At 40.8% G+C, this 25,764-nt stretch carries 27 protein-coding genes and 2 other annotated features (1 of these 29 running past the window's edge); all 27 genes read left to right on the top strand.

Features of this window, described 5'->3' with window-relative positions; all coding sequences use genetic code 11:
* Window positions 1-52 (top strand) — a binding site (T-box leader) (it extends 175 nt beyond the left edge of the window).
* 51 nt (window positions 53-103) lie between these two features.
* Window positions 104-772 carry a serine O-acetyltransferase gene (gene cysE, locus GNT69_RS22305; protein ID WP_481747698.1) on the top strand — a complete coding sequence of 223 codons (669 nt, stop codon included), beginning with the start codon at window positions 104-106 and terminating at the stop codon, window positions 770-772.
* The gene (gene cysS, locus GNT69_RS22300; RefSeq protein ID WP_203557198.1) at window positions 753-2,150 is read left to right on the top strand and encodes a cysteine--tRNA ligase; all 1,398 of its coding nucleotides are present in this window, start codon (window positions 753-755) and stop codon (window positions 2,148-2,150) included. Before cysE ends, cysS begins: the two co-directional genes overlap by 20 nt.
* Before the next feature lie 3 nt (window positions 2,151-2,153).
* Entirely contained in the window at window positions 2,154-2,573 is a 420-nt protein-coding gene (locus tag GNT69_RS22295) for a Mini-ribonuclease 3 (protein WP_203557197.1), read from the top strand.
* Window positions 2,570-3,313 carry a 23S rRNA (guanosine(2251)-2'-O)-methyltransferase RlmB gene (rlmB, locus tag GNT69_RS22290; RefSeq protein ID WP_203557196.1) on the top strand — a complete coding sequence of 248 codons (744 nt, stop codon included), beginning with the start codon at window positions 2,570-2,572 and terminating at the stop codon, window positions 3,311-3,313. The genes GNT69_RS22295 and rlmB overlap by 4 nt, the downstream gene beginning before the upstream one ends.
* Before the next feature lies 1 nt (window position 3,314).
* Window positions 3,315-3,824, top strand: coding sequence for an NYN domain-containing protein (locus GNT69_RS22285; protein WP_203557195.1), 510 nt, complete (start codon window positions 3,315-3,317; stop codon window positions 3,822-3,824).
* A gap of 75 nt (window positions 3,825-3,899) precedes the next feature.
* A complete protein-coding gene (sigH, locus tag GNT69_RS22280) occupies window positions 3,900-4,550 on the top strand; it encodes an RNA polymerase sporulation sigma factor SigH (RefSeq protein ID WP_203557194.1) in 651 nt (216 codons plus the stop codon).
* Between the two features lie 84 nt (window positions 4,551-4,634).
* Window positions 4,635-4,784, top strand: a complete 150-nt coding sequence (gene rpmG, locus GNT69_RS22275; protein WP_203557193.1) for a 50S ribosomal protein L33 — start codon at window positions 4,635-4,637, stop codon at window positions 4,782-4,784.
* A 44-nt stretch (window positions 4,785-4,828) separates the two neighbouring features.
* Complete coding sequence (gene secE / locus GNT69_RS22270; RefSeq protein ID WP_203557192.1) at window positions 4,829-5,008, top strand: preprotein translocase subunit SecE; 180 nt, start codon at window positions 4,829-4,831, stop codon at window positions 5,006-5,008.
* A gap of 186 nt (window positions 5,009-5,194) precedes the next feature.
* Window positions 5,195-5,728: a transcription termination/antitermination protein NusG gene (gene nusG, locus GNT69_RS22265; RefSeq protein WP_203557191.1), complete on the top strand. Its 534-nt coding sequence runs from the start codon at window positions 5,195-5,197 to the stop codon at window positions 5,726-5,728.
* A 156-nt stretch (window positions 5,729-5,884) separates the two neighbouring features.
* The gene (gene rplK / locus GNT69_RS22260; protein ID WP_203557190.1) at window positions 5,885-6,310 is read left to right on the top strand and encodes a 50S ribosomal protein L11; all 426 of its coding nucleotides are present in this window, start codon (window positions 5,885-5,887) and stop codon (window positions 6,308-6,310) included.
* Between the two features lie 302 nt (window positions 6,311-6,612).
* The gene (gene rplA / locus GNT69_RS22255) at window positions 6,613-7,311 is read left to right on the top strand and encodes a 50S ribosomal protein L1 (protein WP_203557189.1); all 699 of its coding nucleotides are present in this window, start codon (window positions 6,613-6,615) and stop codon (window positions 7,309-7,311) included.
* Between the two features lie 50 nt (window positions 7,312-7,361).
* Window positions 7,362-7,499 (top strand) — a sequence feature (ribosomal protein L10 leader region).
* Window positions 7,500-7,535: 36 nt separating this feature from the next.
* Entirely contained in the window at window positions 7,536-8,036 is a 501-nt protein-coding gene (gene rplJ, locus GNT69_RS22250; protein WP_203557188.1) for a 50S ribosomal protein L10, read from the top strand.
* A 59-nt stretch (window positions 8,037-8,095) separates the two neighbouring features.
* A complete protein-coding gene (gene rplL, locus GNT69_RS22245; RefSeq protein ID WP_203557187.1) occupies window positions 8,096-8,461 on the top strand; it encodes a 50S ribosomal protein L7/L12 in 366 nt (121 codons plus the stop codon).
* Window positions 8,462-8,536: 75 nt separating this feature from the next.
* Entirely contained in the window at window positions 8,537-9,157 is a 621-nt protein-coding gene (locus tag GNT69_RS22240) for a class I SAM-dependent methyltransferase (RefSeq protein ID WP_203557186.1), read from the top strand.
* A gap of 219 nt (window positions 9,158-9,376) precedes the next feature.
* On the top strand, window positions 9,377-12,937 hold the full coding sequence (rpoB, locus tag GNT69_RS22235; protein WP_203557185.1) for a DNA-directed RNA polymerase subunit beta: 3,561 nt from the start codon (window positions 9,377-9,379) through the stop codon (window positions 12,935-12,937).
* Window positions 12,938-13,034: 97 nt separating this feature from the next.
* The gene (rpoC, locus tag GNT69_RS22230; RefSeq protein WP_203557184.1) at window positions 13,035-16,634 is read left to right on the top strand and encodes a DNA-directed RNA polymerase subunit beta'; all 3,600 of its coding nucleotides are present in this window, start codon (window positions 13,035-13,037) and stop codon (window positions 16,632-16,634) included.
* Window positions 16,635-16,794: 160 nt separating this feature from the next.
* Complete coding sequence (locus GNT69_RS22225; protein ID WP_203557183.1) at window positions 16,795-17,043, top strand: 50S ribosomal protein L7ae-like protein; 249 nt, start codon at window positions 16,795-16,797, stop codon at window positions 17,041-17,043.
* A 104-nt stretch (window positions 17,044-17,147) separates the two neighbouring features.
* Complete coding sequence (gene rpsL, locus GNT69_RS22220) at window positions 17,148-17,570, top strand: 30S ribosomal protein S12 (protein WP_203557182.1); 423 nt, start codon at window positions 17,148-17,150, stop codon at window positions 17,568-17,570.
* Between the two features lie 41 nt (window positions 17,571-17,611).
* Entirely contained in the window at window positions 17,612-18,082 is a 471-nt protein-coding gene (rpsG, locus tag GNT69_RS22215) for a 30S ribosomal protein S7 (RefSeq protein WP_203557181.1), read from the top strand.
* Between the two features lie 47 nt (window positions 18,083-18,129).
* A complete protein-coding gene (gene fusA / locus GNT69_RS22210) occupies window positions 18,130-20,208 on the top strand; it encodes an elongation factor G (protein WP_203557180.1) in 2,079 nt (692 codons plus the stop codon).
* 119 nt (window positions 20,209-20,327) lie between these two features.
* Window positions 20,328-21,515, top strand: a complete 1,188-nt coding sequence (tuf, locus tag GNT69_RS22205; RefSeq protein WP_203557179.1) for an elongation factor Tu — start codon at window positions 20,328-20,330, stop codon at window positions 21,513-21,515.
* Between the two features lie 1,129 nt (window positions 21,516-22,644).
* A complete protein-coding gene (gene rpsJ, locus GNT69_RS22200; protein ID WP_046524765.1) occupies window positions 22,645-22,953 on the top strand; it encodes a 30S ribosomal protein S10 in 309 nt (102 codons plus the stop codon).
* A gap of 40 nt (window positions 22,954-22,993) precedes the next feature.
* Entirely contained in the window at window positions 22,994-23,623 is a 630-nt protein-coding gene (gene rplC / locus GNT69_RS22195; protein WP_203557178.1) for a 50S ribosomal protein L3, read from the top strand.
* 25 nt (window positions 23,624-23,648) lie between these two features.
* On the top strand, window positions 23,649-24,272 hold the full coding sequence (rplD, locus tag GNT69_RS22190; RefSeq protein ID WP_203557177.1) for a 50S ribosomal protein L4: 624 nt from the start codon (window positions 23,649-23,651) through the stop codon (window positions 24,270-24,272).
* Window positions 24,272-24,556 (top strand): 50S ribosomal protein L23, encoded by a 285-nt coding sequence (gene rplW, locus GNT69_RS22185; RefSeq protein ID WP_203557176.1) that lies wholly within the window; start codon window positions 24,272-24,274, stop codon window positions 24,554-24,556. The genes rplD and rplW overlap by 1 nt, the downstream gene beginning before the upstream one ends.
* Window positions 24,557-24,586: 30 nt before the next feature.
* A complete protein-coding gene (rplB, locus tag GNT69_RS22180; RefSeq protein WP_203557175.1) occupies window positions 24,587-25,417 on the top strand; it encodes a 50S ribosomal protein L2 in 831 nt (276 codons plus the stop codon).
* A gap of 57 nt (window positions 25,418-25,474) precedes the next feature.
* Entirely contained in the window at window positions 25,475-25,753 is a 279-nt protein-coding gene (rpsS, locus tag GNT69_RS22175; RefSeq protein WP_203557174.1) for a 30S ribosomal protein S19, read from the top strand.
* Window positions 25,754-25,764: the final 11 nt, after the last annotated feature.

The raw sequence follows: 25,764 nt of genomic DNA, 5'->3' as shown, positions 1-25,764 counted from the left end.
TGGTATCAGCAAACCTAAACAGAGTGGAACCGCGCAGGTAAGCGTCTCTGTCATTTGACAGAGACGTTTTTTATTTTTTTGGAAATACTGGGGGATGGTAATCATGTTTAAAACAATTAGAGAAGATATTGATGTTGTATTTGATCAAGATCCTGCAGCAAGAAGTCGCTTGGAAGTCATTTTAACTTATGCGGGCCTCCATGCCATTTGGTCCCACAGACTTGCTCATGCTTTGTTTAAAAGACGTTTCTTCTTTCTTGCTAGAGTGATTTCGCAAGTAAGCCGATTTTTTACCGGGATTGAAATTCATCCTGGGGCAAAGATTGGCAACCGATTATTTATTGACCATGGTATGGGTGTGGTGATCGGGGAAACGTGTGAAATTGGAGATAATGTCACGATATACCAAGGTGTTACTTTAGGGGGTACAGGGAAAGAGAAAGGAAAGCGGCACCCGACTGTGAATGATAACGTCTTGATTGCCACTGGTGCAAAGGTTCTCGGCTCGATTACGATAGGGGAGAATTCCAAAATCGGTGGCGGTTCGGTTGTGTTAAAAGATGTTCCACCAAACTCAACCGTTGTTGGCGTTCCCGGTCGTGTCGTTATCCGAGATGGAGTTAAAATAAGAAAAGATTTAAATCATTCAGATCTTCCGGATCCTATTATAGATCGATTTAAAGCGTTGGAGGGAGAACTTTCCAAGATGCAAGAAGAGCTCGAAGGATTGAAGGAAGAAAGGAGAAAGATGAATGTCAATTCAAATTTATAATACGTTAACACGTCAAAAAGAAGTGTTTACCCCGCTTGAAGAGGGGAAAGTAAAGATGTATGTTTGCGGTCCCACCGTTTATAACTATATTCATATCGGTAATGCGCGTCCAGCAATCGTCTTTGATACGGTTCGCAGGTACTTAGAATTCAGAGGGTATGATGTTAACTATGTATCGAATTTTACAGATGTTGATGACAAATTAATCCGGGCTGCGAACGAATTGGGGGAAGATGTCCCAACAATCGCGAATCGCTTTATTGAAGCGTATTTTGAAGATATTACTGCTCTTGGCTGCAAACGCGCAGATGTCCATCCACGTGTAACCGAAACGATGGATTTAATCATCGAGTTTATTGAAGCTCTAATTGAAAAGGGTTATGCGTATGAATCGAACGGGGACGTTTATTTTCGAACAAGGGAATTTAAAGGATATGGGAAACTTTCTCATCAATCAATTGACGAACTAAAGATTGGCGCGCGTATTCAAGTAGGCGAGAAGAAACAAGATGCCCTTGACTTTGCTCTTTGGAAAAAAGCAAAGGATGGGGAAATATCCTGGGAAAGTCCGTGGGGAAGAGGAAGACCTGGTTGGCATATCGAATGTTCAGCTATGGCCAAACAATATCTAGGTGATACAATTGATATTCACGCAGGTGGCCAGGATTTAGCATTTCCACATCATGAGAATGAGATTGCCCAGACAGAAGCATTGACAGGGAAATCATTTGCAAGATATTGGATGCATAATGGGTATATTAATATTAACAATGAAAAAATGTCAAAGTCACTAGGGAACTTTGTGCTCGTCCATGACATTATTAAGAAGCATGATCCACAAGTATTGCGCTTCTTTATGCTATCTGTTCATTACCGGAACCCGATTAATTATAGTGAGGAATTGCTAGAAAATACACGTGCCGCGTTTGATCGTATTAAGACTTCTTATCAAAACTTAAAACATCGTGCAGGCGCAAGTACAAACTTAACAACGAATAATCAAGAGTGGCTTGATCAGATTGCTAAGCTTCATCAGCAATTTGTCAAAGAATTGGATGATGATTTTAATACGGCAAACGGAATCTCCGTTCTATTTGAGTTATCAAAACTTGCAAATCTTTATTTATTAGAGAAGAATACAGCTGAAGAAGTAATCGAAGCATTTTTAAAGGAGTTTGACCTCTATTTTAACATTTTAGGCTTAAGTTTAGGCAGCGAGGAACTTCTTGATGAAGAAATTGAAGCTTTAATTGAAAAACGAAACCAAGCTAGAAAAGACCGTAACTTTAAACTATCCGATGAGATTCGTGATCAGTTGAAAGGGATGAATATCATCCTAGAGGATACTGCACAGGGGACGAGATGGAAAAGAGGATAGGAAATGCTGGCAAATAATCAAAATGTAGACGAAAAGCAATTAAATAGTCTCGCTCTTGCTTATATGGGCGATGCCGTATTTGAAAAACATGTACGGTTTCACCTGCTCCAGAGTGGGAAAGTAAAACCAAATAAGCTGCATAGAGAAGCAACAAAATATGTGTCAGCTAAGGCACAGGCGAAAATTGCCCATGTTTTTATTGAAAAAGGCGTACTGTCAGAAGAGGAAGTTGCTGTGCTCAAGCGTGGGAGAAATGCAAAATCCGGAACAGTCCCGAAAAATACCGATGTCCAAACATATCGATATAGCACGGCATTTGAGGCTCTCATAGGCTATCTGTTTTTGGCTGAGGAAGAGGAGCGGTTAGAAGAATTAATTAACGAGGCGTTTGCAATTATCGAAGAGGGAGGATGTTCATCGTGAGTGAAGGATATATTGCAGGGAAAAATCCTATACTTGAAGCCTTAAAGTCACACAGGGATATTAATAAAATCATGATTGCCGAAGGTTCCCAGCGGGGGCAAATGCAGCAAGTCACAAAGTTAGCAAAAGAGGCAAATGTCATTGTTCAATTCGTGCCAAAGAAGAAGTTGGATCAAATGTATGAAGGAAATCATCAAGGTGTCATTGCTCAAGTAGCTGCCTATGAATATGCTGAATTAGATGACCTATTTGCAGTGGCAGAAAAACGAAATGAAGCGCCTTTTTTCCTTTTGCTTGATGAAATTGAAGATCCCCATAATCTCGGTTCGATTATGAGAACAGCGGATGCTGCTGGAGCCCATGGTATCATTATTCCAAAAAGAAGAGCTGTTGGACTGACAGCGACAGTCGCAAAAGCATCAACTGGTGCGATTGAACATATCCCAGTTGTCCGTGTGACGAATATGGCAAGAGTAATTGACGAACTGAAGGATCGTGGAATGTGGATCGCTGGGACGGACGCGGCAGGCAAAGAAGACTATCGTAATTTTGATGGCACGATTCCATTAGGGCTTGTGATTGGCAGTGAAGGAAAAGGGATGGGAAGGCTCATCCGTGACAAGTGTGATTTTCTGTTGCGTTTGCCAATGGCCGGAAAGGTTACCTCATTGAATGCATCTGTTGCGGCTGCTCTGTTAATGTACGAGGTTTATCGTAACCGCCATCCGTTAGGGCAGTAAAATGGACATCTTGTTAGTTGACGGATATAACATTATTGGTGCCTGGCCAGACTTAGTGGAATTGAAAAATAAAGATCTTTCGGCGGCACGAGACATATTAATTGAAAAAATGGCTGAATATCAAGCTTATACTGGATTTCGCGTCATCATAGTTTTCGATGCCTACTATGTAGAGGGAATTGAAAAAAAATATGAAAATCACAAGGTCGAAGTTGTCTTTACTAGGAAAAATGAAACGGCGGATGAAAGAATTGAGAAATTGGCGATTGAATTAAGCAATCGAATGACACAAATCCATGTTGCTACCTCTGATTATACTGAACAGTGGCAGATTTTTGGACAAGGTGCCCTAAGAAAATCGGCGCGTGAACTTTTAACCGAGATCAATGTCATTGAACAAAAAATCGGAAAGAAGGTTCAGAACATCCAACATAAAAAACCAGTGAGCAAAATTCAATTAAGTGAAGAGGTAGCCAAAATCTTTGAGAAGTGGCGTCGGGGAAGCGATTGATCAACTTGACGTAAAAAAAATGGTTACTGTATAATATTTCTATCTATGGGAAAGTCCAGGTGGAGGCGGTCATAGGTGAACAATGATTTTAGAGGGAACCCAGTTGTCAAATATATTGGACTTAACGATGATAAGATTATTGAGGCTGTTCATCGTGGGGAAAGTGAAGCTCTTGATTTTTTAATAAAAAAGTATCAAAACTTTGTCAGAGCTAAGGCGAAATCGTACTTTTTAATTGGTGGCGATAAGGAAGATATTGTTCAAGAGGGAATGATTGGATTGTATAAAGCAATCCGTGACTACAAAGAGGACAAGCTGACATCCTTTAAGGCATTTGCTGAACTTTGTATTACGAGACAAATTATTACAGCGATAAAATCGGCGACAAGGCTGAAACATATGCCACTGAATTCCTATGTTTCCCTCGATAAGCCAATCTATGATGACGAATCTGATCGGACACTTATGGATGTTCTCGCTGGTGGGAAAGTATTAGATCCAGAAGAACTGATTATTAATCAAGAGGATATTGAAAAAATGGCATTAAGGATGGAACAACTTCTTAGTGATCTTGAACGAAAGGTACTGGCTTTGTATTTAGAAGGACAGTCCTATCAGGAGATATCTGAAGAATTGGATCGCCATGTGAAATCAATTGATAACGCTCTCCAAAGAGTGAAGCGAAAGCTCGAAAAGTCCCTTGATATCCAGCAATTTACCCATTAGTATCATCCCTATGATAATTAGGATAGATTGACTAAACGAGTTGACCATGATAAAGTTTTATGGTCATAGATTTGTAGGTGCATGATGAGGAAAAAGATTACGCTTAGCTGTTCGGTGTGTAGTTCACGAAACTACTCAACAATGAAAAACAGCGATCACCAACAGGAACGCCTTGAAGTAAAAAAGTATTGCAAAAACTGCAATGAACATACAGTTCATCGGGAAACAAAATAACGGTAAAACAGAGATTTTGCCATTCCAAACATGGAGGTTACGAAATGCGCATCCTTAATTTTTTTCCTGAAGTAGCCCGTGAAATGAAAAAAGTCAGCTGGCCAAAACGGAAAGAGCTCGGTCGATATACAATAGTCGTGTTAGCGACCGTCCTGTTTATGGCTTTATTTTTTTCAGTTGTAGATTTAGGAATTTCTGAATTGATTCGTTTAATTCTTGAATAACAACAGAGTTCTCATGGTATAATGGAAAATAAACGCAGGAAGTTTTTACAAAAGCCCGATTATCGGGTTTTTTGTTTGCTAATAAAGACAGGAATCTATTTGTAATGCGTTAGGATTGTAGGGTTTTCAGGAAGTTCTACTTTTCTATTAGCAAAAAAGGGAGGGACGGACGTACAGTCCTCTGTAATGGAAAAGAACTGGTATGTTGTTCATACATATTCTGGGTATGAGAATAAGGTGAAGACGAATTTAGAAAAACGAGTAGAATCAATGGGTATGCAGGACAAAATTTTTCGAGTCATTGTACCTGAAGACGAAGAAACTGATTTTAAAAATGGAAAAAAGAAAGTTGTGAAAAGGAAAACATTCCCTGGTTATGTACTTGTGGAATTAATCATGACCGATGATTCATGGTATGTTGTAAGAAACACTCCTGGAGTGACTGGTTTTGTAGGCTCTTCTGGCCATGGTTCGAAGCCAACCCCGTTACTTCCTGAAGAAGTAGCGATGATTCTAAAACGCATGGGTGTAGATGAAGTAAGGGTTGATGTTGATTTTGAACTAAATGAAACAGTCCAAGTAAATGAAGGGCCTTTTGCGAATTTCACCGGAATTATTGAAGAAATCGACAAAGATAAAGGAAAGCTAAAAGTACTTGTTAATATGTTCGGAAGAGATACCCCAGTTGAACTGGAATTTTCGCAAATTAAAAAATTATAACTTGAAAATCAAATTAAAAAGTGGTAGTATTTCTAAGGTCAGTATGTCTCATGAGAGGCAAACATATAAAATATGTTCTTTATTTAAATAAAGACTGCGCTGAGTGGGAGGGGAAATCCCTATTACCACATCACGGACTTTAAGGAGGTGTGTCTCGTGGCTAAAAAAGTAATTAAGATTGTTAAATTACAAATCCCAGCTGGGAAAGCAAATCCAGCTCCGCCGGTTGGTCCTGCACTAGGTCAAGCAGGTGTGAATATCATGGGATTCTGTAAAGAGTTTAACGCACGTACAGCTGATCAAGCTGGTTTGATCATTCCTGTTGAAATCACGGTGTTTGAAGACCGTTCATTTACATTTATTACGAAAACTCCTCCTGCTGCTGTTCTATTAAAAGTAGCAGCTGGAATTCAGTCTGGTTCTGGTGAACCAAACCGTAATAAAGTAGCAACAGTCAAGCGTGATAAAGTACGCGAGATTGCGGAGCAAAAAATGCCTGACCTAAACGCAGCAGATGTAGAATCAGCTATGCGTATGGTTGAAGGTACTGCCCGCAGTATGGGTATCACGATTGAGGACTAATTGTTGATGTTAGGGATGATAAGGTTGCGATGATGAACTGTTTCTCTCGCAACCTTTTATCTGTCTGGCGAAGCTGAGGGATTCAGCTTACATGGCTGCGGCGCAGAATAAGGCGCATCCGCCTGTTCTGATTGTCTGGCTCCAGTGCCTAGCCCCTCGAGACACTTCGGCCCAGCCAATAAAGTCAAAGAACGACTTTACTGGCTGGTCCTCCAGCGCTTGTCGGGGCTGAACGAGGCACTTACGCCTTTCTAAGTGGGAGGTTATTCCGCTAAAACCACAATTCTAGGAGGAAATAAAAAATGGCTAAAAAAGGCAAAAAGTATCAAGAAGCCGCTAAGTTAGTAGATCGTTTGAAAGCTTATTCAATTGAAGAAGCAATTGAGCTTGCGAAAAAGACAAGCACAGTTAAGTTTGACGCAACAGTTGAAGCTGCATTTCGTTTAGGGGTTGACCCTAAGAAAGCGGACCAACAAATCCGTGGTGCAGTTGTTCTTCCGAACGGAACTGGTAAAACACAACGTGTGCTAGTTTTCGCTAAAGGTGAAAAATTAAAAGAAGCTGAAGCTGCTGGTGCAGACTATGTTGGTGATGCAGAATACATCAATAAAATTCAACAAGGTTGGTTCGAATTTGATGTCATTGTAGCAACTCCTGACATGATGGGTGAAGTCGGAAAACTTGGTCGTGTATTAGGACCAAAAGGTTTAATGCCTAACCCTAAGACTGGTACAGTTACATTTGATGTAGCAAAAGCAGTTAACGAAATAAAAGCTGGTAAAGTTGAATACCGCGTTGATAAAGCTGGAAACATTCATGTTCCGATTGGGAAGGTTTCTTTCGAAGATGGAAAGCTTGTTGAAAACTTCAACACAATCTTTGAAACAATGATGAAAGTTAAGCCTTCTGCTGCAAAAGGAACTTACATGAAAAATGTAGTGGTATCCTCAACAATGGGACCAGGGGTAAAAGTTGACCCTGCAACTGTTTCAGCAAAATAATACCAATTGACAATTTCGATACATTTAGATAAAATGTATTTTGTTGTTAAAAATAAATAACATTTGTACCGCAGACAGCAGGTGCCGTAATGGCTTAATACCCTGCCGAGGTCATACGATAGATTCTCGAAGTTCCTATTGTATACTACCTCCATGTCTGTACGACATGGAGGTTTTTTGATTAGCTCGGTATAAGTGTAGATAATTCTACAGGAGGTGTAAATATGAGCAGCGTGATTGAAACAAAGAAACAACTAGTTGAGGAAATCGCTGATAAATTCAAAGCGAGTCAATCGACGATTGTCGTTGATTACCGCGGTTTAACAGTGGCTGAAGTTACTGAACTTCGCAAGCAACTTCGTGATGCGGGTGTTGAGTTCAAAGTGTACAAAAACACAATGACTCGCCGTGCAGCTGAAGCAGCAGGAATTGAAGGGCTAAACGAAGTACTTACAGGACCAAACGCAGTTGCATTCAGTACTGAAGATGTTGTCGCACCGGCAAAAATTATTAATGAATTCGCAAAAAAGAACGAAGCACTTGAAATTAAAGCAGGTGTAATTGAAGGAAACGTCGCTACAGTTGAAGAAGTAAAAGCTCTTGCAGATCTACCATCTCGCGAAGGCTTGCTTTCTATGCTACTCAGCGTACTCCAAGCACCTATCCGCAATCTTGCTCTTGCTACAAAAGCAGTTGCAGAACAAAAAGAAGAACAAGGCGCGTAAGTTAATCTACGTTCGATAATTTAAAAAAACATTAACCAACTTTAAGGAGGAAATGAACAATGACGAAAGAACAAATCATTGAAGCAGTTAAAAATATGACTGTTTTAGAACTAAACGACCTAGTAAAAGCAATTGAAGAAGAATTCGGCGTAACTGCTGCAGCTCCAGTAGCTGTTATGGGTGGCGCTGCTGGTGGCGACGCTGTTGCAGAACAAACTGAGTTTGATCTAATTCTTACTTCTGCAGGCGACCAAAAAATCAAAGTTATCAAGGTTGTTCGTGAAATTACAGGTCTTGGACTTAAAGAAGCGAAAGAAGTTGTTGATAACGCTCCGAAGCCACTTAAAGAAGGCATTGCTAAAGAAGAGGCTGAAGAACTTAAAGCTAAGCTTGAAGAAGTTGGAGCTGGCGTAGAGGTTAAGTAATAAAATTTTAGAAAAGCTCGCTGTCAAGCGGGCTTTTTTTCGATAATTAGGATCGCATAAGGATGGTGGTCAGTTTTGACAAATCATTACTTCTCGAAAAATCCAGAGTCAGCAAGTTCTCCGGTGTTTTGGCATTTCGAACTAAAGGGGAATTCGTTTAAGTTTAAAACGGACAGTGGTGTTTTTTCAAAAAAAGAAGTAGATTTTGGTTCACGTTTATTAATTGAAACTTTTCAGTTAGAAAATGATAAAGGACCCATTCTTGATGTTGGATGCGGTTATGGGCCAATTGGTTTATCAATCGCAAAATCCTTTCCGGACGCAATCGTACATATGGTTGATGTGAATGAAAGGGCATTAACTTTGGCTAGAGAAAATGCAAAGTTAAATCAAATAAACAATGTTCGAATTTATGAGAGTGATTGCTTATTAGCGGTTGAAGAGACCCAATTTCAAGCGATTTTGACAAACCCTCCAATTCGAGCGGGGAAAAAAGTTGTCCATAACATCTTTGAACAAAGCGTTCTTCATCTTACCGATACAGGTGAATTATGGATCGTTATTCAGAAGAAGCAAGGTGCATCTTCGGCGATTAAAAAGTTAGAGGACTTGTTTGCTCAGGTTGATGTCATTGAAAAAAAGAAAGGTTATTTTATAATCAGAGCCAAAAAAGTTGACGATGAACACCGGCTATGATAGCATTATAAAATGCCAATAGATTAGTTTTCTAATATATGCTAAAAATATACTTTATACGTATATTTTGGGTCATATGGGGAAAACTAACAAAATAATTGTTCGTCAAAGAAAATGTGGTTTTAACGTAAAACCCTTTTTCTTTTTGTCTTATGAAATGGGTTGCATGAAAGAACACAAATAGTGGAATAATTACGCTTGATTTGAGGGGTGAATCAGTTGACAGGTCAACTAGTTCAGTATGGACGACACCGCCAGCGAAGAAGTTATGCAAGAATCAGTGAAGTATTAGAATTGCCGAATTTAATTGAAATTCAAACGGCTTCTTATCAATGGTTCCTTGATGAGGGACTACGGGAAATGTTCCAAGATATTTCCCCGATTGAGGACTTTACTGGGAACTTATCGCTAGATTTTATTGATTACAGTCTTGCAGAACCAAAATATCCAGTAGAAGAATCTAAAGAGAGAGATGTTACTTACTCCGCTCCATTAAGGGTGAAAGTACGTCTTGTTAATAAAGAAACTGGTGAAGTAAAAGATCAGGATGTCTTCATGGGAGACTTCCCGCTTATGACTGAAACAGGAACTTTCGTCATCAATGGTGCCGAGAGGGTTATCGTATCTCAATTGGTGCGTTCTCCTAGTGTTTATTTCAGTGCGAAGATGGATAAAAACGGGAAGAAAGGCTTTTCCGCTACCGTTATTCCGAATCGTGGCGCCTGGCTTGAGTATGAAACCGATGCGAAAGATGTTGTATATGTTAGGATCGATCGTACGAGGAAGCTCCCTGTTACGGTTCTTTTGCGTGCACTTGGCTTCGGATCCGATCAAGAAATCATCGACTTGATCGGCGATAATGAGTATATCCGAAATACGCTTGAAAAAGACAATACAGAAGGTACTGAAAAGGCGTTGATTGAAATCTACGAACGGCTTCGTCCAGGTGAACCGCCGACTGTAGAAAATGCAAAAAGCCTGTTAGTATCTAGATTCTTCGACCCTAAACGCTATGATTTAGCGAGCGTTGGTCGCTATAAATTAAATAAAAAGTTACACATAAAAAATCGCTTGTTTGGCCAAAAACTAGCGGAAACTTTGGTTGACCCGGACACAGGAGAAATTATTGCTGAAAAGGGCGTAACTCTTGATCGTCGAACATTAGATAAAATTCTTCCTTATCTTCAGGTGAATGTAGGGTATGAGACACATAAACCATATGGGGGAGTAGTGGAAGAAGACATTCCATTACAATCGATTAAGATTTATGCACCAAATGATGAAGATGAAAAAGTGATTAACATCATTGGCAATGCCAATGTGGAAGAACAAGTTAAAAATATTACAGCTGCCGATATCATTTCATCGATTAGTTATTTCTTTAACTTATTGTATGGTGTAGGTGATACGGATGACATCGATCACTTAGGAAATAGAAGACTTCGTTCTGTTGGTGAGCTGTTGCAAAATCAATTCCGTATTGGACTTTCAAGAATGGAGCGTGTTGTTCGTGAAAGGATGTCCATTCAAGACACAAACACGATTACACCTCAGCAGTTAATTAATATTCGACCAGTCATTGCGTCAATTAAAGAGTTCTTTGGAAGTTCTCAGCTTTCTCAGTTTATGGATCAAACAAATCCATTGGCTGAATTGACACATAAAAGACGTCTATCTGCATTAGGACCTGGTGGACTAACTCGTGAACGTGCAGGATTTGAAGTACGTGACGTTCACTATTCTCACTATGGTCGTATGTGTCCGATTGAAACGCCTGAGGGACCAAACATCGGATTAATTAACTCGCTTTCATCATTTGCGAAAGTAAATAAATTTGGTTTTATTGAAACACCTTATCGTCGCGTTGATCCCGAAACTGGAAAAGTCACTTCTCATTTCGATTATTTAACAGCCGATGAGGAAGATAATTATGTTGTCGCACAGGCAAACGCTAGATTATCAGAAGACGGAGATTTTATAGATGATATGGTCGTTGCCCGTTTCCGTGGTGAAAACACGATTGTCCGCCGTGAACGCGTTGACTATATGGATGTATCACCGAAACAAGTCGTTTCGGCTGCGACAGCGTGTATTCCTTTCCTAGAAAACGATGACTCGAACCGTGCCTTGATGGGAGCGAACATGCAGCGACAAGCTGTTCCATTGTTGCAACCAGAATCACCACGTGTCGGTACAGGAATGGAACATGTCTCTGCAAAGGATTCAGGTGCTGCGGTTATTTGCAAGCATGAAGGAATTGTTGAGCATGTTGAGGCTCGCGAAGTTTGGGTGCGTAGGATCACTGAGGTAGGTGGCCAAGAGCTTAAAGGCGACCTCGATAAATATCGATTGCTAAAATTCATACGCTCAAACCAAGGAACATGCTATAATCAACGACCAATTGTAAGCGTTGGTGACCGGGTTACAAAAGGGGAAATTCTCGCTGATGGTCCATCAATGGAAAAAGGTGAGTTAGCCCTTGGTCGAAATGTCCTGGTTGCTTTTATTAACTGGGATGGTTATAACTATGAGGATGCCATCATCATGAGCGAACGACTTGTAAAAGATGATGTATACACATCCATTCATATCGAAGAGTATGAATCAGAGTCTCGCGATACAAAGCTTGGTCCAGAAGAGATTACCCGTGATATTCCAAATGTTGGAGAAGATGCATTGCGCAATCTCGATGAACGCGGAATTATCAGAGTAGGTGCGGAAGTAAAAGATGGTGATTTGCTTGTTGGAAAAGTAACACCAAAAGGGGTTACCGAACTGACTGCAGAAGAACGTCTATTGCATGCAATCTTTGGTGAGAAAGCTAGAGAAGTACGCGATACATCGTTGCGTGTTCCGCATGGTGGCGGTGGAATTGTCCTTGATGTGAAAGTCTTTAACCGTGAAGATGGCGATGAATTGCCTCCTGGTGTGAACCAGCTCGTCCGTGCATACATTGTTCAAAAACGGAAGATTTCTGAAGGGGATAAAATGGCCGGACGCCATGGAAACAAAGGGGTTATCTCGCGTGTCCTTCCAGAGGAAGATATGCCATATTTACCAGATGGTACACCAGTTGACGTCATGTTAAACCCATTAGGAGTTCCGTCAAGGATGAATATCGGACAGGTGCTAGAATTGCATCTTGGAATGGCCGCACGTTATCTTAACATTCATGTAGCATCACCAGTATTTGATGGTGCAACCGAAGAGGATGTTTGGGAAACGATTGAAGAAGCTGGAATGGCCACTGATGCGAAAACAGTTCTTTACGATGGGCGTACCGGTGAACCATTTGATAACCGTGTATCTGTTGGTGTCATGTATATGATTAAACTAGCACATATGGTTGATGATAAACTCCATGCTCGTTCGACTGGTCCATACTCACTTGTTACGCAACAGCCTCTTGGTGGGAAAGCTCAATTTGGTGGTCAGCGTTTCGGGGAGATGGAAGTATGGGCGCTTGAAGCCTATGGTGCTGCCTATACACTTCAAGAAATTTTAACTGTGAAATCAGATGATGTTGTTGGACGTGTAAAGACATATGAAGCGATTGTAAAAGGAGAAAACGTCCCAGAACCAGGCGTACCTGAGTCCTTCAAGGTGTTGATGAAGGAACTTCAAAGTCTTGGTATGGATGTAAAGATTCTTTCAGGTGATGAAAAAGAAATTGAAATGCGCGATTTCGATGATGAAGATGAAATGCATCATAATGAACCAATAACCATTGCTCCTGAAACAGAGGAAATTGATCCGGAAAAAGTAGGATCTAAAGAATAGTTGTATAATCGGTGACTGAACGCCTCGATCGTTAGTAAAAACTAAGGCGTTCATCACCTTAAGGGATTAACCCTAGATTAAAAGGGAGGTAGGCCCCTTGTTGGATGTCAATAATTTTGAATATATGAAGATTGGTCTTGCATCACCGGATAAAATCCGTTCTTGGTCATTTGGTGAAGTAAAAAAACCAGAAACAATTAACTACCGTACATTAAAGCCAGAAAAAGACGGGTTGTTCTGCGAACGGATATTTGGTCCAACAAAGGATTGGGAATGTCATTGTGGGAAATACAAACGAGTTCGCTATAAAGGGGTTGTCTGTGATCGTTGTGGCGTTGAAGTCACTCGGGCTAAAGTCCGCCGTGAACGGATGGGCCATATTGAATTAGCCGCTCCAGTTTCCCATATTTGGTATTTCAAAGGGATTCCAAGCAGAATGGGTCTTGTCCTTGATATGTCACCCCGTGCGCTTGAAGAAGTAATTTACTTTGCATCATATGTAGTAACAGATACAGGTGATACAGCACTAGAAAAGAAACAATTACTATCAGAAAAAGAGTATCGTGCCTATCGGGATAAATATGGAAGTAAATTCCAAGCTTCAATGGGTGCTGAAGCAATTAAAAAACTCCTTTCAAGTATTGATCTTGATAAAGATGTTGATGGATTAAAAGAAGAGTTAAAAACGGCTCAAGGACAACGTCGTACACGAGCGATTAAACGCCTTGAAGTATTAGAAGCTTTCCGTAACTCTGGCAATGAACCTTCTTGGATGATTCTTGATGTGCTTCCAGTCATTCCACCTGAGTTACGTCCGATGGTCCAGCTTGATGGAGGACGATTTGCTACCTCTGACTTGAATGACTTGTATCGTCGTGTCATCAATCGGAATAATCGTCTGAAGCGTCTTCTTGACCTCGGGGCTCCAAGTATTATTGTCCAAAATGAAAAGCGTATGCTCCAAGAAGCTGTTGATGCGCTTATTGATAACGGCCGTCGTGGACGCCCAGTCACTGGACCAGGTAACCGTCCGTTAAAATCCCTATCCCACATGCTTAAAGGGAAACAAGGGCGTTTCCGTCAAAACCTATTAGGGAAGCGCGTTGACTATTCTGGACGTTCTGTTATCGTAGTCGGACCGAATCTTAAAATGTATCAATGTGGACTACCAAAAGAAATGGCTCTTGAACTTTTCAAGCCGTTTGTTATGAAGGAGCTCGTTCAAAAAGGACTTGCACACAACATCAAGTCTGCTAAACGAAAAATTGAAAGAGTTCAGCCGGAAGTTTGGGATGTTTTAGAAGATGTCATTAAAGAACATCCAGTATTGCTTAACCGTGCACCAACTCTGCATAGACTCGGAATTCAAGCATTTGAACCGACGCTTGTTGAAGGGCGTGCAATCCGTCTTCACCCACTTGTATGTACTGCATATAACGCCGATTTTGATGGTGACCAAATGGCGGTTCACGTACCGCTTTCAGCAGAGGCCCAAGCAGAGGCACGTTTACTCATGCTTGCAGCGCAAAATATTTTGAATCCGAAAGATGGAAAACCTGTTGTTACACCTTCACAGGATATGGTTTTAGGTAACTATTACTTAACGCTTGAAAGAGAAGGCGCTGTGGGCGAAGGGATGATATTTAAGGATGCTAATGAGGCTCTGATCGCCTATCAAAACGGATATGTCCATCTTCATACAAGGGTGGCTGTGTATGCGGGGTCGTTAGGTAACCAAACCTTTACTGAAGAGCAAAACGAACAATTGTTGTTAACAACTGTTGGTAAGTTGATTTTCAATGAAATTTTACCAGATTCATTCCCTTACATTAATGAACCTACAAAAGCGAACTTAGAGGAAAAAACACCTGAGAGGTATTTTGTTGAAAAAGGGGCTGACGTGAAGACGGTTGTTAAGGAAATGCCGCTCGTTGACCCGTTCAAGAAAAAAATTCTCGGGAACATCATTGCCGAAGTTTTCAAGAAGTTTGCTATTACCGAAACATCTAAAATGCTTGACCGCATGAAAGATCTTGGCTTTAAATACTCCTCTAAAGCGGGTATTACTGTTGGTGTCTCGGATATCGTTGTCCTTGCTGAAAAAGAGGGGATCATTAATGAGGCTCAAACAAAGGTAGATAATGTTTTGAAACAATTTAGACGCGGATTAATTACGGAAGATGAGCGGTATGACCGTGTAATCTCGATTTGGAGTGCGGCTAAGGATACGATTCAAACTAAGCTGATGAAGTCCTTGAGTAAAACAAACCCAATCTTCATGATGAGTGATTCCGGTGCCCGTGGTAATGCTTCTAACTTTACGCAGCTTGCAGGTATGCGTGGTTTGATGGCCAACCCAGCTGGACGAATTATTGAATTGCCGATTATCTCTAGTTTCCGTGAAGGGTTAACCGTATTAGAGTACTTTATTTCTACGCATGGTGCGCGTAAAGGTCTAGCCGATACAGCACTTAAAACAGCTGACTCTGGTTATTTAACACGTCGCCTTGTTGATGTCGCTCAGGATGTCATTGTTCGCGAAGATGACTGTGGAACGGACCGTGGGTTAGATGTGAGACCATTAAGAGATGGTACGGAAATTATTGAATCACTAGAAGAGCGTTTAATTGGGCGCTATTCAAGAAAAACAATTAAACACCCAGAAACAAATGATGTAATCGTTAATGAAAATGACTTGATTACGGAAGATTTAGCTCTCGAGATTGTTAACAGTGGGATTGAGGAAGTGTGGATTCGCTCTGCCTTTACATGTAATACACGCCATGGTGTGTGTAAGAAATGTTACGGACGCAATTTGGCTACTGGTCAAGAAGTTGAAGTTGGGGAAGCAGTCGGTATCATCGCCGCTCAATCAATTGGTGAACCAGGTACACAGTTGACGATGCGTACATTCCATACCGGGGGTGTTGCAGGAGACGATATCACACAAGGTCTTCCGCGTATTCAGGAATTATTTGAAGCGCGTAACCCTAAGGGTCAAGCGGTTATTACAGAGATTAGCGGTGTTGTAGTAGGCATAAACGAAGGCCGGGACCGTCAGCATGAAATTGTCGTCCAAGGTGACGTGGAATCGCGTACGTACACAGCTCCATATACAGCGAGATTGAAAGTAGCCATAAATAGTCAAGTAGAACGTGGTGAAGAACTTACTGAAGGTTCGATTGACCCGAAAGAACTTCTGAAAGTCAAAGACGTAAAATCTGTTCAAGAATACTTGTTGCGTGAAGTTCAAAAGGTTTACCGTATGCAAGGGGTAGAAATTGGTGACAAGCACGTTGAAGTAATGGTACGTCAGATGATGAGAAAAATTAGAGTTATCGACGCTGGAGAAACAGATGTTCTTCCAGGGACATTGCTAGAAATTCATCAATTTACTGATGCAAACCGTAAGGCTATTCTTGACGGTAGAATGCCAGCAACTGGACGTCCAGTTCTCCTTGGAATTACAAAGGCATCACTTGAAACGGATTCCTTCTTATCTGCTGCTTCCTTCCAGGAGACAACAAGAGTCCTTACAGATGCCGCGATTAAAGGGAAACGTGATGAATTACTAGGGCTAAAGGAAAATGTCATCATTGGTAAACTAGTTCCAGTTGGAACAGGTATGCAACGCTATCGCCGAGCAGAACCAGTTTTGGTTGAGGAAGTTACAGATGACGCAGTACCTGTTGAGTAATAGGCGAATCTTCGCTTAGTGTAAAAAACAATGCGGTACTTCCAATCATTGGAGTACCGCATTTAAATGAGAAAAATCCAAAAGAGTGTTGACATCCATTTTACGAAATGATAATATTGCAAAGGTGCTCCTATTAACCTGTAACTTTTGGAGGATAGCAATGTCTTATGAAAAAGTATTACAGGCGAAAAAGATTACTATAGGTACAAAGCAGACAGTTAAGGCACTTAGTACGAACAGTGTACTAGAAGTCATTATTGCCGAAGATGCCGATCAGAATCTAAAGGAACTGATTATCGACCAGACATTAAAAACTGGTGTTAAAGTTTCCTATGTGGATTCAATGAAAAAACTAGGCAATGCATGCGGAATTAATGTCAAAGCCGCCGCTGTAGCTATATTAATGTAAAAAACCTGTTTTTGTAGTGTTAGACTACAAAGACTTTGTTTTTAGCAAAAAAAGAACCACCTGGATGTGTGGGTCTACCAAAGAAGTGAAAGGAGGAAAAATCAATGCCTACAATTAACCAATTAGTACGCAAGCCTCGTAAATCAGTCGAGGAAACATCAAAGTCACCTGCGCTTAACAAAGGATATAATAGCTTCAAAAAAGCGCAAACAAACCAAACTTCTCCACAAAAACGTGGTGTATGTACACGTGTTGGTACAATGACTCCAAAGAAGCCGAACTCAGCGCTTCGTAAATATGCCCGTGTACGTTTAACAAATGGAATCGAGGTAACAGCCTATATTCCTGGAATCGGCCACAACTTACAAGAACACAGTGTTGTTCTTATCCGTGGTGGACGTGTGAAAGACTTACCAGGGGTACGTTACCATATCGTTCGTGGAGCACTAGACACTGCAGGTGTAAACAACCGTATGCAAAGTCGTTCAAAATACGGAACGAAGCGTCCGAAAGCAGCTAAGAAATAATAACATCATCTTAATAACCCTTTCTGAAAGGAGGAAAAAAAATGCCACGTAAAGGTCCAGTTGCAAAAAGAGACGTATTACCGGATCCGATTTATAACTCAAAATTAGTTACTCGTTTAATTAACAAAATGATGATTGACGGCAAGAGAGGAAAATCACAAAAGATTTTATACTCTGCATTTGATATCATCGCAGAACGTGCAGGTAAAGATGCGATGGAAGTGTTTGATCAAGCCATTAAGAATATCATGCCTGTACTAGAAGTAAGAGCTCGCCGTGTAGGTGGTGCTAACTACCAAGTACCAGTTGAGGTGCGCCCAGACAGACGTACAACTCTTGGTCTGCGTTGGTTAGTAAACTACGCTCGTCTTCGTGGAGAAAAAACGATGGAAGAGCGCTTAGCGAACGAAATCCTTGATGCAGCAAATAACACAGGTGCATCAGTGAAGAAACGCGAAGATACACACAAAATGGCAGAAGCGAACAAAGCGTTTGCTCACTATCGTTGGTAAAATTATTTTAAATCCAATACACTTATACATGGAAGGAGAAAGACCAAATGGCAAGAGAGTTCTCCTTAGAAAGAACACGTAATATCGGGATCATGGCTCATATTGATGCTGGTAAAACGACAACAACTGAGCGTATCCTGTACTACACTGGGAAAATCCATAAAATCGGTGAAACACATGAAGGTGGAGCACAGATGGACTGGATGGAGCAAGAACAAGAACGTGGTATTACAATCACTTCTGCTGCGACAACAGCTCAGTGGGATAACCATCGCGTTAACATCATCGACACTCCTGGACACGTAGACTTCACTGTTGAAGTTGAACGTTCACTTCGTGTTCTTGATGGTGCGGTAACAGTACTTGATGCCCAATCAGGTGTTGAGCCACAAACAGAAACTGTATGGCGTCAAGCGACAACATACGGAGTACCGCGTATCGTATTCGTTAATAAAATGGATAAATTAGGCGCTGACTTCCTATATTCTGTAGGAACAATTCATGACCGTCTTCAAGCGAACGCACACCCAATCCAACTTCCAATTGGAGCAGAAGACAACTTCAATGGAATTATTGACTTAATTGAAATGAAAGCATGGTTTTATGGGAATGACCTTGGAACTGAAATCACAACAGGCGAAATCCCGGATGAGTATAAAGAATTAGCAGAAGAATGGCGCGAAAAGCTAATTGAAGCTGTTGCTGAGCTAGATGAAGACTTAATGGAAAAGTACCTAGGCGGCGAAGAGCTTAGTACTGAAGAAGTTAAGGCTGCAATCCGTCAAGGAACAGTTAACGTAGAATTCTACCCAGTTCTTTGTGGTTCTGCATTCAAAAACAAAGGTGTTCAGGCGATGCTTGATGCAGTTGTCGACTATCTTCCATCTCCACTGGATGTACCAGCAATTAAAGGTCATCTTCCGGATACTGAGGAAGAAGTTGAACGTCATGCAGATGACGAAGAGCCGTTCTCAGCATTAGCGTTTAAAGTTATGACTGACCCATATGTCGGTAAACTAACTTTCTTCCGCGTTTACTCCGGAACACTTGAAGCTGGTTCTTATGTAAAGAATTCAACAAAAGGTAAGCGTGAACGTGTTGGTCGTATCTTGCAAATGCATGCAAACAGCCGCCAAGAAATTGCTATCGTTCATTCTGGTGACATTGCAGCAGCAGTTGGTTTAAAAGATACAACTACTGGTGACACTCTATGTGACGAGAAATCCCTTGTTATCTTAGAATCAATGCAGTTCCCAGAGCCTGTTATTCAGCTTTCTGTTGAGCCTAAATCAAAGGCTGACCAAGATAAAATGTCTACGGCACTTCAAAAGCTTCAAGAAGAGGACCCAACATTCCGTGCGCATACTGACCAGGAAACTGGACAAGTTATCATCGCAGGTATGGGTGAACTGCACCTAGATATTCTTGTTGACCGTATGAAGCGTGAATTCAAAGTTGAGGCAAACGTTGGTGCACCGCAAGTTGCATACCGTGAAACATTCCGTGGTTCTGCACAGGTTGAAGGTAAATTTGCTCGCCAATCTGGTGGACGCGGACAATACGGACATGTTTGGATTGAATTCTCTCCAAACGAAGAAGGAAAAGGATTTGAATTTGTAAACGGTATTGTCGGAGGGGTTGTTCCACGTGAGTACATCCCAGCTGTTCAAGCCGGTCTTGAAGATGCTTTAGACCGTGGAGTGCTTGCTGGATATCCGTTAGTTGATATTAAAGCAAGACTATATGATGGCTCATACCATGATGTAGACTCCTCAGAAATGGCATTTAAAATCGCTGCTTCTATGGCGCTTAAAAATGCGGCATCAAAATGCCAACCAGTCATTCTTGAGCCTGTCATGAAAGTAGAAGTTGTAATTCCAGAAGAATACCTTGGCGATATCATGGGTATGATTACTGCACGTCGCGGACGCGTCGAAGGTATGGATGCTCGTGGGAATGCACAAGTAGTTCGTGCGATGGTTCCACTTTCAGAAATGTTTGGTTATGCAACAGCTCTTCGTTCAGCTACACAAGGACGCGGTGTATTCTCAATGCACTTCGATCATTACGAAGAAGTTCCTAAATCTGTCTCTGAAGAAATCATCAAAAAAAATAGTGGGCAATAATTGATTTTAAGCATTTAATCAAGTATAACTACTAATGTAAGCCATGCTATGGAAAGGAAAATTCCTTTTCATAGCCTATAATATACTTAACTTTTAAATTTAAAGGAGGATTTCATAAAATGGCAAAAGCTAAATTTGATCGCTCAAAGCCGCACGTAAATATTGGAACAATCGGTCACGTTGACCATGGTAAAACTACTCTAACTGCAGCAATCACTACTGTACTTGCTAAAGCAATGGGTGGCGAAGCGAAAGGTTATGATCAAATCGATAACGCTCCAGAAGAAAAAGAGCGTGGAATTACAATCAATACATCACACGTAGAGTACGAAACAACAAATCGTCACTACGCACATGTTGACTGCCCAGGCCATGCTGACTATGTTAAAAACATGATCACAGGTGCTGCGCAAATGGACGGTGGTATCTTAGTTGTATCTGCAGCTGATGGCCCAATGCCACAAACACGTGAGCATATCCTTCTATCTCGTCAAGTAGGTGTACCTTTCCTTGTTGTATTCATGAACAAGTGTGACATGGTTGACGACGAAGAACTTCTTGAGTTAGTAGAAATGGAAGTACGTGATCTTCTTTCTGAGTATGACTTCCCTGGTGATGACATCCCAGTTATTAAAGGTTCTGCTCTAAAAGCTCTTGAAGGAGAAGCTGAGTGGGAAGAGAAAGTTCTTGAACTAATGGCAGCTGTTGACGAGTACGTACCTAACCCAACTCGTGACACTGACAAGCCATTCATGATGCCAGTTGAGGATGTATTCTCAATTACTGGTCGTGGTACTGTTGCAACTGGACGTGTTGAGCGTGGACAAGTTAAAGTTGGTGACGTTATTGACATCATCGGTCTTACTGAAGAACCAAAAGCAACTACTGTAACTGGTGTTGAAATGTTCCGTAAGCTTCTTGACTATGCAGAAGCTGGCGATAATATCGGAGCGCTTCTTCGTGGGGTTGCTCGTGAAGAAATCCAACGTGGACAAGTACTAGCAAAGCCAGGTTCAATCACTCCACATACAAAGTTTAAAGCTGAAGTTTACGTATTATCAAAAGAAGAAGGTGGACGTCATACTCCATTCTTCACAAACTACCGCCCACAGTTCTACTTCCGTACAACTGATGTAACTGGTATTTGTAACCTTCCAGATGGTGTAGAAATGGTTATGCCTGGCGACAACATTGAAATGACAGTTGAACTAATCGCTCCAATCGCGATCGAAGAAGGAACTAAGTTCTCAATTCGTGAAGGTGGACGTACAGTTGGCGCTGGCGTTGTTGCTTCAATCCAAGAGTAATAGAAAGTAATCTTTAAAAAACAGATGGGCGATGCTCATCTGTTTTTTTATAAAGAAAATAAAGTATATAGTTTTTGGTCTACCACAGTCATTCGTGCTGTGGTTTTTTCGTTATATGGAGACTAACATTTTTCGACAAAAACCAACATTGGTAGGCTTTCAATAGAAAACACGGTGCTAAAATCCATCCTATTGTAATCAAGGGTGATTGGGGAAAAACACGGATAAATTTTTTGGTTTTTTGGAAGAAGGCATTTATCGGTATTTGACCGAAGAGATTTGTAGGCTTTTTAACCGATAATGCTGGTAACGCGATTTTTAATCCAAGTACTCGTATTAAAAACACCAAATTTCCGTGATATATTGCTAGTACTCGTAATAAAACGTTGTAAAATGAAGGGTTAATCCGAGTACTCGCAATAAAACGAGGTCAGAAGGTCGATATAATCCCTGTACTAGCAATAAAAAACGGCCAAAAACCGGTATAATCCAAGTACTAGCAATAAACCAGCCTTAAAATCACGGTTAATCCAAGTACTAGCAAAAAAATGGAATCTATCTATGAACTTATCCACCTTTTTGTATAAGTAATGGAAATAAAAAGCCTTCATTTCACAATCAAATGAGTTGTTAATTAATCATGTAGGTGGTCCGTTTATTTTTTAAAAAATCAATCATGTCTTCCTGTGAACATTTTGTGGTTTTCCCTTATAACCCCCGAAAAAACGTTTATTTACCTAGAATATATAACATTGGATATAAGGACTGGGCGGTTTTTGCCCGATTTTTCTTAACTTTGATTACACGATGTTTTCATAAGGATAATCACCGTCTACATTCTTACAAATCCAGAATGGAAACAGTTTCTTCATATAAATATCGATAAAACTTGATTCTACTATTGAAATCATGAGAGAGAGTCGCTATAATAGTAAAAGTGTGCTGGAGCATAAAAAGACAAAAAATATCTTGCGTTTGCATTATGTTTTCGGTATAATAGACAATGTTGGTCTTTGACTGCGATGAAGCGGAAGGTTGCCGACACACCCGGCCGCTTTGCCATGGCGAGTGAGTGGGAAATTTTCGCGGAGAATGTCTATTTTAAAATAGGCGAAAAGGAGGGAAAGTAATGGCAAAACAAAAAATTCGTATCCGTTTAAAAGCTTATGATCATAGGATTCTAGATCAATCAGCAGAGAAAATTGTAGAAACTGCAAAACGATCTGGTGCAGCTGTATCTGGTCCGATTCCACTGCCAACAGAAAAGAATGTTTATACAATTCTTCGTGCGGTGCATAAGTACAAAGATTCTCGTGAGCAATTTGAGATGCGTACACATAAGCGTCTAATTGACATCATCAACCCAACTCCACAAACAGTTGATTCTTTGATGCGTTTAGACTTGCCGTCAGGCGTCGATATTGAAATCAAATTATAATTAAATAAATGAAACTAAAGTATATTAGGAGGTGTGACCAATGACCAAAGGAATCTTAGGAAGAAAGATCGGTATGACTCAAGTATTTGCAGAAAACGGCGATCTCATCCCGGTAACAGTAGTTCAAGCAGCTGAGAACGTAGTTCTTCAAGTTAAAAATGCTGAAACTGATGGTTATGAAGCTGTTCAGATCGGTTTTGAAGATAAACGTGAAAAGCTTGCTAACAAACCTGAAAAGGGACATGTAGCAAAAGCTAATACTGCACCTAAGCGCTTCGTACGGGAATTCAACGGAGTAAACTTAGCGGAATATGAAGTTGGTCAGGAAGTCAAGGCAAATATATTCGCAGAAGGCGATATTGTTGATGTAACAGGAATCTCAAAAGGGAAAGGTTTCCAAGGGGCTATTAAGCGTCATGGACAATCTCGTGGACCAATGACACACGGTTCTCGTTATCACCGTCGCCCTGGTTCGATGGGTCCTGTTGCTCCAAACCGTGTTTTCAAAGGGAAGTTATTACCTGGTCGCATGGGTGGAGAACAAATCACTGTACAAAACCTACAAATCGTTAAAGTGGATGAGGAACGTAATCTACTTTTAATTAAAGGAAATGTACCTGGTCCTAGAAAAGGATTGTTAAAAATTAAAAGTGCGATTAAAGCAAGGTAACATTTAAAGAAAGGAGGAAACAAGAATGCCGAAAGTAGCATTGTTTAGCCAAACGGGCTCTCAAGTTGGGGAAGTTGAACTTAATGAATCCGTATTTGGTATCGAGCCAAACAATCATGTAATGTTTGAAGCGGTTGTAATGCAAAGAGCTTCCTTACGTCAAGGGACTCACAAAACTAAAATTCGTTCAGAAGTACGTGGCGGTGGACGCAAACCTTGGCGCCAAAAAGGCACAGGTCGCGCACGTCAAGGTTCAATTAGATCACCACAATGGCGCGGTGGCGGTACCGTGTTTGGACCAGTACCACGTAGCTATAGCTATAAATTACCTAAGAAAGTACGTCGTTTAGCGATTAAATCAGCATTATCATCAAAAGTTGTAGCAGAGGAATTGCTTGTTCTTGAAAACCTTGCTTTTGAAGCTCCAAAGACAAAAGAGTTTACAAAAGTTTTGCAAGGTCTTTCAGTTGATAAGAAAGCACTTATTGTTACTGCAGGATTAGATGAGAATGTTGCACTTTCAGCGCGTAATATCCCTGGTATCACAGTTGTTTCCGCAGAAGGAATCAACGTTTTAGATGTTTTAAATCATGATAAATTAATCATGACTAAAGCAGCTGTTGAAAAAGTAGAGGAGGTGCTTGCATAATGGATGCTCGCGATATCATTAAGCGCCCCATAATTACTGAACGCTCATCTGATCTAATGGCTGACAAGAAATACACTTTCGATGTCGACGTCAGAGCGAATAAAACACAAGTAAAAGACGCTGTACAAGAAATTTTCGATGTTAAAGTAAAGAATGTTAACATCATGAATTATAAAGGTAAGTTTAAGCGTATGGGTAAATTTGGCGGCTACACAAATAAGCGCCGTAAAGCTATTATTACATTGACTGAAGATAGCAAAGAAATCGAATTATTCGAAGTTTAATCCATTTAAACTGAAGAGGAGGGAAAAAGAATGGCGATTAAAAAGTACAAACCTACCTCCAATGGTCGTCGTAACATGACAGCGTCTGATTTCGCTGAGATTACAACAGATAAGCCGGAGAAATCCTTGCTAGCACCTTTGCACAGAAAGGGCGGCCGTAATAACCAAGGTAAGTTAACAGTTCGTCATCATGGTGGCGGTCATAAACGTCAATACCGTGTTATCGATTTTAAACGTAACAAAGATGGCATACCAGGACGCGTTGCCACAATTGAGTATGATCCAAACCGTTCCGCAAACATTGCGTTAATTAATTATGTAGACGGTGAAAAACGATATATCCTTGCTCCTAAAAACTTAGTAGTAGGGATGGAAGTAACGTCTGGACCAGAGGCAGATATTAAAGTAGGTAATGCATTACCACTAGTTAATATTCCTGTTGGTACAGTTGTTCACAACATTGAACTTAAACCTGGCAAGGGCGGGCAATTAGTGCGTTCTGCTGGTACAAGTGCACAAGTACTAGGTAAAGAAGGCAAATATGTGCTTATCCGTTTAAACTCTGGAGAAGTTCGTATGATCCTTGCTGAGTGTCGTGCGACTGTAGGTCAAGTTGGAAATGAACAACATGAATTAATCAACATCGGTAAAGCTGGTCGTTCTCGCTGGTTAGGCAAGCGCCCAACTGTACGTGGATCTGTAATGAACCCTAACGATCACCCACATGGTGGTGGTGAAGGACGTTCTCCAATCGGACGTAAGTCTCCAATGACTCCGTGGGGCAAACCAACACTTGGCTTTAAAACTCGTAAGAAGAAAAATAAATCCGACAAGTTTATCGTACGTCGTCGTAAAAAATAACGGGATTGAACTACGGTTCAGAAGAACCGTAGAACAATCACGAAGGGAGGTTCAATCATGGGTCGTAGCTTAAAAAAAGGACCTTTTGTTGATGAGCATTTAATTAAAAAAATCGAAGAGCTAAATGAGACTGAAGGCAAAAAAGTGGTAAAGACTTGGTCTCGACGTTCAACGATTTTCCCACAATTCATCGGTCACACTGTCGCTGTATATGACGGACGTAAACATGTTCCGGTTTATGTAACAGAAGACATGGTAGGTCATAAGCTTGGAGAATTTGCTCCAACTCGCACATATAAAGGCCATGCCGCAGACGATAAGAAAACAAGACGTTAATGAGAGGAGGG

Source organism: Bacillus sp. B15-48 (assembly GCF_016879755.1).
In the GTDB taxonomy this organism is placed as follows: Bacteria; Bacillota; Bacilli; order Bacillales; family Cytobacillaceae; genus Mesobacillus_B.
The sequence above is the reverse complement of the archived record's forward strand: the minus strand, read 5'-3'. Positions and strand labels throughout refer to the sequence as shown.